Origin of the sequence: uncultured Roseobacter sp. (genome assembly GCF_947499265.1) — a bacterium.
In the GTDB taxonomy this organism is placed as follows: Bacteria; Pseudomonadota; Alphaproteobacteria; order Rhodobacterales; family Rhodobacteraceae; genus Roseobacter.
This window is the reverse complement of sequence record NZ_CANMNK010000004.1, coordinates 99,086-111,236: the sequence shown is the minus strand read 5'-3', so window position 1 is coordinate 111,236 and position 12,151 is coordinate 99,086. Positions and strand designations below refer to the sequence as shown.

General features: G+C 55.4%; 11 protein-coding genes. 8 read left to right on the top strand and 3 right to left on the bottom strand.

Going from position 1 to position 12,151, the window contains the following annotated elements:
- Nucleotides 1-89: 89 nt before the first annotated feature.
- Nucleotides 90-461, bottom strand: a complete 372-nt coding sequence (locus tag Q1A63_RS11460; protein WP_298971962.1) for a helix-turn-helix transcriptional regulator — start codon at nt 459-461, stop codon at nt 90-92.
- 506 nt (nt 462-967) lie between these two features.
- Entirely contained in the window at nt 968-1,843 is an 876-nt protein-coding gene (locus Q1A63_RS11455; RefSeq protein ID WP_298971960.1) for a LysR family transcriptional regulator, read from the bottom strand.
- A gap of 117 nt (nt 1,844-1,960) precedes the next feature.
- On the opposite strand from Q1A63_RS11455, the gene Q1A63_RS11450 reads away from it, so the two are divergent.
- From Q1A63_RS11450 to Q1A63_RS11435, 4 genes are all read left to right on the top strand, one after another.
- Nucleotides 1,961-2,176 carry a DUF1127 domain-containing protein gene (locus Q1A63_RS11450; protein ID WP_298971957.1) on the top strand — a complete coding sequence of 72 codons (216 nt, stop codon included), beginning with the start codon at nt 1,961-1,963 and terminating at the stop codon, nt 2,174-2,176.
- Between the two features lie 178 nt (nt 2,177-2,354).
- A complete protein-coding gene (locus Q1A63_RS11445; RefSeq protein WP_298971955.1) occupies nt 2,355-3,092 on the top strand; it encodes a Bax inhibitor-1/YccA family protein in 738 nt (245 codons plus the stop codon).
- 79 nt (nt 3,093-3,171) lie between these two features.
- The gene (locus tag Q1A63_RS11440) at nt 3,172-3,708 is read left to right on the top strand and encodes a molybdopterin cofactor-binding domain-containing protein (protein ID WP_299631631.1); all 537 of its coding nucleotides are present in this window, start codon (nt 3,172-3,174) and stop codon (nt 3,706-3,708) included.
- Nucleotides 3,709-4,094: 386 nt separating this feature from the next.
- On the top strand, nt 4,095-4,415 hold the full coding sequence (locus Q1A63_RS11435; protein WP_299631629.1) for a hypothetical protein: 321 nt from the start codon (nt 4,095-4,097) through the stop codon (nt 4,413-4,415).
- Nucleotides 4,416-4,468: 53 nt separating this feature from the next.
- On the opposite strand, the gene Q1A63_RS11430 is transcribed toward Q1A63_RS11435, so the two are convergent.
- Entirely contained in the window at nt 4,469-6,544 is a 2,076-nt protein-coding gene (locus tag Q1A63_RS11430; RefSeq protein WP_299631627.1) for a BTAD domain-containing putative transcriptional regulator, read from the bottom strand.
- A 282-nt stretch (nt 6,545-6,826) separates the two neighbouring features.
- Between Q1A63_RS11430 and Q1A63_RS11425 the strand changes: the two genes are divergently transcribed.
- Genes Q1A63_RS11425 through Q1A63_RS11410 form a run of 4 tightly spaced genes read left to right on the top strand, consistent with a single transcriptional unit; the run spans nt 6,827 to nt 12,074 of the window.
- Nucleotides 6,827-6,979 carry a hypothetical protein gene (locus Q1A63_RS11425; RefSeq protein WP_299631625.1) on the top strand — a complete coding sequence of 51 codons (153 nt, stop codon included), beginning with the start codon at nt 6,827-6,829 and terminating at the stop codon, nt 6,977-6,979.
- 33 nt (nt 6,980-7,012) lie between these two features.
- The gene (locus tag Q1A63_RS11420) at nt 7,013-7,654 is read left to right on the top strand and encodes a hypothetical protein (protein WP_298971948.1); all 642 of its coding nucleotides are present in this window, start codon (nt 7,013-7,015) and stop codon (nt 7,652-7,654) included.
- Between the two features lie 24 nt (nt 7,655-7,678).
- A complete protein-coding gene (locus tag Q1A63_RS11415; RefSeq protein WP_299631623.1) occupies nt 7,679-9,994 on the top strand; it encodes a hypothetical protein in 2,316 nt (771 codons plus the stop codon).
- Nucleotides 9,987-12,074 carry a hypothetical protein gene (locus tag Q1A63_RS11410; RefSeq protein WP_299631621.1) on the top strand — a complete coding sequence of 696 codons (2,088 nt, stop codon included), beginning with the start codon at nt 9,987-9,989 and terminating at the stop codon, nt 12,072-12,074. The genes Q1A63_RS11415 and Q1A63_RS11410 overlap by 8 nt, the downstream gene beginning before the upstream one ends.
- The last annotated feature ends 77 nt before the right edge of the window (nt 12,075-12,151 follow it).

Here is a 12,151-nt window from a genome sequence, read left to right as displayed (position 1 = left end):
ACGTGCCAGCCCCATCCAAAAGAGGCAAGGGCCGCGCTCCTTATTCCAAAGCGCCGCCCCAAATTTAGCGTCTTATATGTTTTTGGTGATCAAGCGACGTCGCTGAGGACGCGCGCCAATTCAAACAACCGGCGACGCTGGTTTTCCGGAATTGCATAGTAGGAGCGCACCAGATCCATCGCTTCCTTGTCACCCATCATATCGGCAGGGATGGACTCGCTTGCTGCTTCGACATCCGTCTCGGATTTAAGGCCCTCGAAGAAGAATGCCACATCAACGTCAAGCGCATCCGCAATATCCCACAAGCGAGAGGCGCTGACCCGGTTCGCGCCTGTTTCATATTTCTGGATCTGCTGGAACTTGATGCCCACACACTCCGCAAGCTTCTGCTGTGTCATGCCAACCAGCCAGCGGCGCTGGCGGATGCGCTTTCCAACATGAACGTCTACGACATGTACCATCTGATTATTCCTCGCATTTACCTTGTCAAAAGGTGGTCAATCGACCGGACTGCTTCTTGGCACAACCTAGCCGCGATCACCACAAAACCGTTACGAGGTCAAACAATAATCAAAATCGGGTTGCAATCAATAACAAACCCATCCCATTGACGTGAGCGTAAACAGCGTCGAAACAGTTTCAGGCCGTCTTCTTCAAGGTTTTCAGACGCTTTGCCAATTCAGGCCTTTCGGCGTCTATTATATAAAAAATTTTACTAAACACTAAAATTTAGCGCATTGATAACCACCATAGGTTGCAGGACGCATTTTGAAATTTGGAAAATCGAGCCAAAAAATGCACTTTAGTGCCACTTGTTCCGAATAATTTCGTGAGCGCAGGCATCGGCAAAAAACGCCCATCCGAGTCGCAATCCGGCGGATACCCGCCGAACCAACGGTTATTTGCATCGCACTTGTCGGTCGGAGACACAGGAAATTCCGCTATTTGGCGGAGCCGCTTGCTCAAATCACACAGCTTTGAGCCGCACCGGATCTGCCCCGGCGAACGCCCGGCGCAGGAAGTCGCCAAGCGTATCCTGAACCACCCCCTTTTTGGATTGAGCGCCATAAAGATTGATCAACTGCATGGGCAGGTCGGGCAAGGCGCCGCCGTGCTCAATCCTTTCCAAGTGCGGTGGTTCGGTGCCTTCGATCATCGTATGCACTGCCAAATCGGCACTCACCGTTGCCTCGATCGTCCGGTCACTTTCTGTTTCCACGATCACGTCCCACGGGATCTCCGCTGCATCCAGGGCTTCAACCACACGGGGACGGAAAGTGCACAATCGCCCGAAGGCGAGTTTGAGTGGTTTTTGTCGCCAGGCAGCGCCCCCTGGCGCCCCAATCCACCGCAAGGGCTTGCGGCAGAGCGTCTCTGAACCGGGCTCCACATTGTTTTCGGTTGTGAGGATGAGATCGCATTCACCCCGGCCAAACTGCTCTTTGAGCGCGCGCGTATATGACGAGACCAGATGCACCTTCACGCGGGGAAACGCGGCGTGAAACTGTTTCAGCACCTGCGGAATGGCGGGGTAGACGATGTCATGCGGCACCCCCAGAACAATCTCGCCCTCATAGGCCTGATCGGTGAGACGGCTGATCACCTCATCGTTCAACGCCACCATCCGGCGCGCGTAGACAAGCAACTGTTCGCCGGAAGCCGTCAACGCGATGGTGCGCCCTGACCGGTCCAGCAATTCGAGGCCCAGAAGCTCCTCAAGCCGCTTGAGCTGCATCGAAACTGCGGATTGCGTCAGATGCAGGAACCCGGCCGCACGGGTCACCCCCCCGGCATCCGCAACAGCAACAAACGAGCGCAGCGTGGTGACGTCCAGATTTCTCATATCAACAATCCTGATGCATAGCTTCACAAACATTCGCTTTAACAATGATACACGTCCTGCCATATACATCAAGAGAATTGATAAAAGAGATCGAATACATCACGAAAGGAACTGACGATGGCACTGATTGATCACTTCTTCACCACTTCACGGGGTGCAAACCGCTCCCGTCGCACCGGTCTGATGACCTACCTGGCACTTTGGCGATCCCGCCGGGCTCTTGCGCGGCTTGACGCAAGAGCGCTCGAAGACATCGGCGTAACCCGCGATGCCGCCGATCTCGAGGCCAACCGCAACCTGTGGGATGTGCCGAACACATGGAAAAACCAGTAATTTCGCAGCATTTTGCGACCGTTTGAGCGAATTGGTAACACTTTATTATCCAATTCCGCTCAAACCGGCACATTCCCGACCGAAAAACCTTGAAATACACCCGTTAGGGACCGATATTCTTGACAGAGCGCGCAGAAGGTCTGCCGCGCGATCAAAGAAGTATTATTTGGAGGTCTCAATGGCTGACGTGAATACAATCCGGTCATCGGCCGGATCCCGCGCCGCCCAGATTGATGAGGGTCTGCGCGCCCATATGAACAAAGTCTACGGCACGATGTCCGTGGGCATGTTGATCACATTTGCCGTGGCTTGGGCCGTGGGTACCGCGCCTGCGCTGCTGTCAGTTTTCCGTGATCCAATCACCTTGCAACCCAATATTCTGGGCTGGATCGTGATGTTCGCACCGCTGGGCATGGTCTTTGCCTTTGGTGCAGCCATCAATCGGCTGTCGGCAGCTGGTGCGCAGCTGTTCTTCTACGCCTTTGCTGGCGTGATGGGCCTGTCCCTCGCCTGGATCTTTGTTGCCTTCACCGGTTTCTCGATTGCGCAGATCTTCCTGATCACATCGATTGCCTTTGCCGGTCTGTCGCTCTGGGGCTACACCACCAAGAAAGATATCTCCGGTTGGGGTAGTTTCCTGATCATGGGTGTGATTGGTCTGGTTGTGGCGTCGATCGTGAACCTCTTCCTTGGTAGCCCCGCGATCATGTTTGCGATCTCTGCTATCGGTGTTCTGATCTTCGCGGGGCTGACCGCCTACGACACGCAGAACATCAAGAACACCTATCTGGCGCACGCCCATCACGGCGACCAGGAATGGCTGCAAAAATCGGGTATCATGGGCGCATTGAGCCTGTATCTGAACTTCATCAACATGTTCATGATGCTGCTGCAGCTCTTCGGAAACAGAGAGTAAAACTTCACCAACACGAAGTGCTCGACAGGTCCCGCTTAACTGTTTGTTAAGCGGGGCTTTTTTTGTTCCATCACGTGTCATGCTAACATTAGTTGGCTCAGAAACACCTGCCAGACTGAGGTGTCAACCTGATGAATTCCGAAAACGGCTACATTTCAAACCCTTACCCTTTACGAGAATTTACACGCTAAAGTTCAGCTGCCGCACGGTTTCGAAATCCACAAACGAGTATGTCGCCATGATCGCTGATGTCTCGATTGAGCGCGACACTCCGCATGTGCACAAGGTCTGGGCGACCGTCGATTGTGGCATCGCGATTAACCCGTCTATCATCGAAACCCAGACGACCGGCGGTCTCGGCTTTGGCCTGTCCGCCGCGATGTTCGAGGAAATCACGCTGTTGGAAGGTGGTGAGGTTGATCAGTGGAATTATGACGCCTACCGGATTATGCGCAATGCTGAGATGCCGGAAGTCGAGATCGCTATCATAGAGAGCCAAATCGAACCGACTGGCATCGGGGAGCCTGGTACGCCGCCCATCGCGCCCGCTGTCGGTGACGCTCTGCGGACACTAACCGGAGAGACCCCGAGGCGACTGCCGTTTGTTGCGGCTTAATTGTTCAAGGGACTAACGTCTTTTCAGAAAGGGCATTCGACAGCGGATTATTCGGAAATTCTGAAAATCAAAGGTCTGGCTTAAGATAAGCAACTAGCTATGGAGATCATCCGGCGTAGTCTTTGGCATGCGGAACACTTCTACTGTCGTTCTTCATATTGAGTGACGCGATCGCGCCAATACAATCTCGCGTCAGCAGTATGTAAAGGCAGTCGACAATATCTGCATTGGACGCAGTGTTGGAGGAGCGCAACTGGACCTCGCGAGCAGCTCCATGGCATGGCCCTTCCTTCTCGCGACCCGGTCATGGCTTGAGCAAGAATTCTGGGTGATTGACTAACGTCCGCGTTTTCGACGCCGCTTCGCAGCAATGGTTGATTAGCTGAGTGGCGGCTTTGGGCCGTCCTCATCACAGCGCGACCGGCTTTCCAAGAAGATGCTGGGCTTGTCCTGAGGTCGGCAATGAGCCCAGCATTCCGGCATGTTGCATCGCGGCGAACGGCAGCTTCAGCGCGCCTGAGTTGTCAGATGAGCACCGCACACGATCACTCCTGCGCCAAAGTACGTCCATCCCCAAAGCCACGTTCAAAGGCGTCGAGACCTTCCGCGCCATTCGCAAGCGCCATTTTGCCGGATGTGAGCGCGGCGTCACCAACGAGATCAGCTTCGTCCGAGATCTGTTCGACGCATGCAAGAAGACAAGCTGAAAAGCCGTGATACCGAGCTTTCCTAATACGCTCAAATCAATGCAGCGGACCCCTCAGAAGTGGCAGCCGTCGAGCTCCTCCATGAGCACTTTGAAAGTCTGACTTTCACGCAAAGCCGCGAAATCCAAATCCGTTGCGATCCAAGCGATCAAACGACGTCTTACCAGGTTTGACGTCTTTGACAGACGCGCCAAGCGTTCTACCGCGTCGTCGGGTTGACCCATCAGTACGAATGCCCGGGCAAGGTTGTAGTTGAATTGCACCAGACCATCGCCATCTCCGAGGATCATTGCCCAGCGACACCATTCTTGGGCCTGATCGATCCGACCAAGCTCAGCGTAGACAGATGCCCCAAACGCAAGGGCGTCAGTGTTGTCTGGATGTCGCTCCACCGCCGCCTCGAGCCGGCGCGATGTCTCATCAAGCGCCTCGATTGCCTGATCGTTGCGGCCCAAGGCACGGAGCTCTTCTGCAAGCAGACCCGAAGACCGATAGTCTTCCCGTCGCAAAGATGCCGCTTGCGCGTAAAGACGGGCCGCCTCGGCACGGTCGCCACGAACACGGTGATTTCGGGCGAGGAAAAACGGTGGCTCAAAGAGGTCAGGATCCATCCGCGCCGCGATGGCGAGCTGCCGCTCGGCGGCGCCATAATTGCCTTTGGCGTAATGACCAAGGCCCACTGCGGCTCTGACCTCCGCCAAATCCGCATCCAATCCGAAGGCCGTGTGCGCCAGGTCACCGCAGCGAGAGCAGCCAGGGTCGCCTGCTCCACGGATCGACAGGTAGAATTCGCATAGCGACAGAAGCGCAAAGGCTTGTGCATATCCGGGATCACGCTCAACCGCCTGCGTCAGCAGAAGCTGTGCCGTGCCAAGACTGCGGTGGTCCAATCCACGTAGGTAAAAGGAGCGTGCCTTGAGGAAGAGCTTGTAGGCCTCTATATCTTTCGTGCCCCTTTTGAACTCGGTATCGACGTCCGGAAACAGGGCTCCACGCAGCTCTTCGACGACACGGCGTGCGAGCCGGTCTTGCAACACGAAGATGTCGGTCAGGGGATGGTCGAACCGATCCGCCCAGAGTTGGTCTCCGGACCCTCCCACGATGAGCCGCGCGGTCACGCGCACCGATTGTTCATCCTGTCGAACGCTGCCCTGCAGGATGTGGCTCGCGCCCAGGCTTTTCGCGACCTTGATCGCACAGGTGTTTTCCCTCTTAAGTGCAAAGGCCACACTGCGTGCTGTCACACCAATTCCGCGAACCTTGCCCAGATCTGTAATGATGTCCTCGGTCAACCCATCCGCAAAGTAGTCTTGCGTCGGATCGCCCCCTATCGCAACGAACGGCAGGACAGCGATCAATATGCCGTTCGAAGGTGCGACGACAGTATTGGGCGCCACTGTGTCAGCCGCTCTGATCTGGTCTGCCATCTCGGTGGTTTCTTGGTCGGGCTCTATGCCGAGGTTTTCGGCAAGCAGTTCGCGCGCCGACTCGTAGCATCGCAAGGCAAGGCTTCGCTCGCCCCGTTCGATGTGTCCCTGCATGAGTGTCCGCACCGCTTCTTCATTGAACGGATCAACCGAAAGCAGACGGCGCGCCGCATAAGAGGTAGCGTTGGACTGCTTGCTGACCTTGCCACGCCGCATAAGGCGCAAAGCCAGATCCGTGAAAACGGCATCGAGCCGCGCGCGTTCTCCGAGAAGCCAGTCTCGAAAAAGCGGATCAGATATCTGCAGGCGTTCCAGCAGCGGGCCACGGCGCAACCCCAAAACATCCTCTGAAGGATCGTCCGCCGCCTCCAGAAGCTCAAATACGTCAACTGACAACTCGGGCCCGAGCCTGACCGACTGGCGATCCGCCTCTATCAGGCAAATCCCTGCCTCTTCAGACAGCAACTTCAACCGGCGCAAGGCCTGTTTCAGGCTGTCCCGGGCATGTGTTTCGCTGCTCTCGCTCCAGAGAATACCGGCGAGTTGGCTGCGCAGCATGCACTTGCCAGCCGAGAGGGCAAGGAGACCCAGCAGTCCACGATCTTTGCGCGCCGAAACAGGTAGAAACTGATCGCCGCGGCGCAATTCGAAGGGTCCGAACAGATTGAGACGGATGCCATGTTCCACCAGAAATCCGTTCATGCGGCCTTCAGTTCGCTCAGTGATGATCTTTGAATTCACGTTTTTTTCCCAAACGAGTTCCCGAATCAATTCCCTCGAGGCGTGCACACTACCACGAATCAGGACCGTTGATCTGTGATGCAGAACCCACCGCAGGGGTTCGGCAGTAATTTGTAAGAGGTTATTTTAATGCGAGATAGATACCCCGCCAGTTGTCACTCCCTTTGGCCCGCACACCCGGCCACTGTCTTTTGGACCCATCCGCAATTGACCCATCCGCCGATACGACATCGCACCCACAGGATGGGTCCTGGTCGGCGGTCGTATTGGAGCGTTGTTGGCTTTGTGGTCGCTGCAGCCCTCGTGCAAAGCGTTGCACCGCCGCAAGAGCAGGCCGCTGCCCGCTCCGATGATCCAGATCGGATCGTGATGCTGACACCGGGCACAGCAAACTGAGCACTTCTTTTCCGACACGTGAGGATCGCCGAAATGTCAGAGACCACCCTTGAATTCATTACACTGAGACAGCCCGAACGTATCCGGCAAAAACTGAAGCGCCTGCGCTATATCCGTGACCTCAGAACGGATGCCCAAGCTCCATTCCGCCAACAACTCATCGGGACGGACAATTATTTACAGAAGGTGGTTCTTGCCAGAACCATGATAGAAGGCCCTCTCTTCTTCAGCGCCGAACGATATTATCAACTGCAATTTGAGACAGTGACCGATACCCTGCGTTCTGAGTTGCGGGGTCCGGTTCACAACCGGGACGGCAGCACTACGGAGGGCGTAGAGCTGGCAAGCATCATCGCTCTGCTCGAAGACCGCATACCCGCCCTGGCGACTTCGAACTTCTTCCATGATCCGGTGCTGCCGCCGCCTGCGCTTTTGGTCCTCTTCCTGGAATACTCTGTGATCTGGGAGTCGCTTTATGCGGTCTGTGTCATGGCGGGTATCCATCAGGTCGAAACCAACCATCACATAGACGCCATTCGCGGGATGCATCTTCTGACCCTTTTACGTCTCGAAAATCTGAAACCCGCACCGCCGATCACATGGCCTTACTACGATTTCGATGCCTACGAGGCGACATTGCCCAAAGATCTCTTGAGCTACGACAACCTAGCTTAGCAGCCGATGAAGCGGAGAGCCAAAATGAAACGTACGAAGACATCACAATCCGGACCCTCGGATACCGCCGCCAACAAGACTGCTGCAACACCGACTGCTGCAGAAGATGCCGCAACCGACAAGCCACTGGCATCACTGAACACAATTCTACCGATTTTCGGAGGCGATGACGACCTGCTGCAACCGATCAAATCATGTATTCATTTCCGCCCCTTGCGGCAAAGCTGTCTTGCGCCCGTGACCGTCGGCGACCTGCTGGCCGTTGAGCAAAACCTCTGCGGTTACAAGATGGGTGAGATCGCGCAGATCGAAAATGTCATGGCGCGAGAGCGCCGCGAATTCAGCAGCCGCGATCTCAACAGCATCACGGATACCACCGAAAGTTCCTTTGAACGTGAGGTCGAGGAAACCCAGACTTCCGGGTTCGAGGAGCGGTTTTCCCTGTCGGTCCAATCGCAAGAGGCGCAAAGCCAGCAGACATCTGTCAGCGGCAATATCAGCGCGTCCTACAATGCGCCTGCCTTCTCGGCGACCATCGGTGCGAATGCTTCCTATACATCCTCCAAGGACGCATCGCTCACCACGTCGCAGGAATACGCGAAGACGGTGACGGAAGAAGCAACCAAGCGCGTGCGCGAAGCAGTCAGTGAATCCAAAAAGGTCACCATTGTGACCGAGTCGGTAAAAACCACGTTGCAGGGCTTCGACAACACTGAAAGCGATACTCATATCACCGGCATCTACCGCTGGATCGACAAATACTACAACGCGCAGCTTTTCGATTACGGCAAACGACTGTTCCTGCAATTCCATGTGCCTGAACCGGCCTTCTTTCTGCGCGACCTGGCAAAATTGATCGACCGTCAGGAACTTGCGGACATCGACCCGCCGACACATCCGCGTGACCTCTCCCCGCCCATCAAAAGCTATGAGGACGTGACCGAGGCCAACTATGCCAGCCTGGCGGCAACCTATGACGCCACGGATATCGCGCCGCCACCGCCCCTGACGCTTGTGAAGGGCAAAGGCATTTCGCACCCCGAAGCCGATCCCGGCACGTCTGACAACGGCGTGCAGGACCACAACGAACCAACCCTCGCCAAGACGATCGACACGGTCATTGTTGATCAAGGATATCACCTGGTGGAGTGGCAGGCCAATATCCCCATGACCCAGATCGGTCGACCCGACAAGAACGGCACGAACACGGACGTCAAATACGGGTACTACACGACCATCGGCTTTTCCGACACGTCGTCGGACGTCAATATGCTGCTGGTCAATGTGATGGGTGTGACCTGTTATTACCTGACCCACAACGATGGTGCCGACAACGACAAGGACATCATGGTCAGCACCAATCGTTTCGACGAATGGCACGCGTCGCCTGATCCGCTGGAAGGCGAAATTCCGATCACCATCGGGGCGGAATTCGAGGGCAAGTTCTACTTCAATCTGCTCTACAAAATGGAGCGCAACGACGAGACGTTGCAGCAATGGCAGATCGACACCTATGCCAAAATTCTGCAGGCCTATACCAACAAGCAAACCGCCTACGAGCAAGATCTGCAGCAGGCAGAAACGTCTCGTGACAGTCAGGTGGGCGCGCTTAAGGCCCAGCCACGTGAGGAGACCTACAGGCGGATCGAGGCCGAAGAATTGCGCAAGCACTGCATCGACATTCTGACCCGGCACACCGCCTTTGCAGAGCAACCGCGAAAGCTGAACGAACTGCCCGACGGGCGGATGGAAATCAATCTGTCGGGTCTCTTCGGCATTCCCAATTGGCAGGCCAATAACGTCAACGGCGTCACCGCGGCCTTTGCTGAGGAAGCGTTTGAATGGGAAATGATCACTTACAAGCTCTATCCCTACTTCTGGACAGATCGCCAGAGGTGGGATGAGCTCTTCCGCGAGGAGGAAACCGGCGACGCGCTCTTTGATCAGTTTCTCAAATCCGGCTTTGCTCGGGTCGTCGTCCCACTTCGTCCGAATTACGAACGGTCGGTTTTATACTTCTTGCGCACAAACATGATCTGGGCGGGTGGTGAGGTGCCAGCCTTTGACGACGACACGCATCTTTCGCTTCTCGAAGAGCTGCACGACTCGGTGCAGATCGGCAAGGGTGACGGGATGCCCGTGGATGCGCCTTGGGAGGTCAAGGTACCGACCAGCTTCGTATATCTTCAGGAGGGATCAGACCTGCCCGAGTTCGACTGTTCCTTCGGCGCCGATACGGATGGCGCGGTCGAATTGCCCAGCGAGGAAGAGATCGAGGAGCAGGAGACCGCCATGGCGGCCCTGATGACATCGACCGAAAAGGCCGGTGCCGATGGATGATGCAACAGGGAGTGGCGAAGATTTTGCCTATGATATGTATGCCGAGCTTTTCGGCGCTCTCAACGAAGCGCCGGAAAAGGATCAGGCGCGGATACTGAAGACGTTCCTGATCGGGAACATCGATACGATGCGCGAACACACGGTGTTTCAACTCGACCTGATCGAAAAGCTGGCATCGATCGCACTCAACAATGTGCAGGATGTCAGGCTTCATAGCCTGGAGGCGCGGGTGCGGGGGATCGAACAGGGAGAACCCGTCACCTTTGGACAGATCATGGGTGAGTTGTTTTTTGCGCTCGCCGTCGAAGTCACCCTTCTGGCTGGAGTGACGGGCGCCGCGCCGGTGTTAGCCGGTGCCAGTGCGCTCCTGTTGACCAGCATCAAGACATCGGCTCGGTCCAAGGTGATGATGCGACGCATCGCAACATTACCAGGGCGCAAAGCTGCGGTGTTGGACCGCATGCGCTCAGAACTGGTAGGGCAAGAGGTACGGCTGCTCAACCGACTGCATATGCGCGGTCCGCCCAAATCCCGAAAACGCGCGTGGCGAAAACGACAGAAGCTAAATCTGGTGACGAAAGAAGAACTGGCCCGCGTCCGGCACGATATCGAATACCTCGATCAGAATCGAGGCTTCGCGATCGAAGCGATGGAAAGCGGTTTGCCATCAACAGACGCGCTGGCAGTGCGATATCAGGACATCACCGAGCGGAAAATCAACAACAAGATACAGGGTCTGATCGACGACTATGCTCATCACATCGATGCAGGAAAATCGGAATTCCGCGCCTTTTCGCAGGTGGCCTTGCAAAGATACCCGGAGGCCTTCCCAGCTGAGGCATTGGCCGAGAGAGACAGCACGTCAAATGAGCGATCTTTCACGACGACTGGCGCGATTGTCGAACTGACCACCGAATGCGAGTCCCTCAAATTGGACGTCATCGAACACTACGCTCAGATGCGCGCCATTCTTGAGGCTGTAGAAGACGATGATGTCTTCTCGTCATTTGAAACGGTGTTGGTCATGGAGGAGATCGAAAGCAACCTCTTTGATCTGATTGATCTGTCCGATACCATGCTCGCCGATCTGGATGCTTTCATAGTCCCCATGGAGCTGGCCGTATGGCTGCTTTATCTCGAAGCAAACAACGTCCTTGAGCGCGAGAAAACCCCAAGCGGTAAGTCCGTGAGGGCGGGAGGATATTCGCCTGCGGAAACCCGCTTTATCGACGACAATTTTGTCGATCAGATCCTGAGTTCGACCAGCGGTCTCACGGATTCTCCAAATACACTTTATGAAGGTCGGCAGTATCCCGGCCTGCGGCTGCTTGATGAACACCAAGCCTACTACTTGTTCCACAGGTTTGCGAAACCCGCTTTTGATCAAATATCCGAGCGGGTGCCGGTCAGTGCGACCAAAGAGCTTTCGGATTTCATCCACAGAGATGTGGCCGAAGGTGCATTCGACAATGCACTCTCCTTGGAAAAGGTCTTTTTCTGGAGCGGCGAAAATGAACGGCGGCGGGATTTGATCAATGAGATGCGCGTGGTCGTCATCGAGTATTTCAACATTGTGTGCGAAAAAGTGGAACGGCGAGAGACGGTTGGTTTTTCGCAGGCCGTGCCCGAGGGCTCTATGATCGGGCAATTGCTTGGCAGTATCGAAAAACCGGTGCTTCCTGAGGTTCCCTCCCAGGAAGAGCAGCCCAAACTGACGACCCAAGACATTTTGCTCGAGTTGGACACGGCACAGTTGATGGCTTGGGAAGAGCGCACGCTTGCCATGCTGGATAATCTCGACACCGCTTACGAAAGGGCGCTTGAATTCCTTGCGCACAATGAGGCGATGAAAGAGAAATACAAAGAAGACTTTCCGGAAACGACCTTCAATGACCTTTTCTTGTCTCAAGCGGAGGCCCAGTTGCTTTCGACCCGAACGGCCATCGAAGGGCAGATCGGTATGATCCAGACCGATCGGAAGCATAGCTCGAGTAAGGTTGACAACCGAGCAGACGCGCTCATGCGAAAGTTAATGCAATCGCCGGTTAAGAAAGAAATGTTCAGCACATTCGAACATTAAGATACTTTCGAAAACCGGAACTGTAGATTTGCCATTACCGGCGGGACATTTCCTTTAAACTCCCTGTTTTGGAAAGA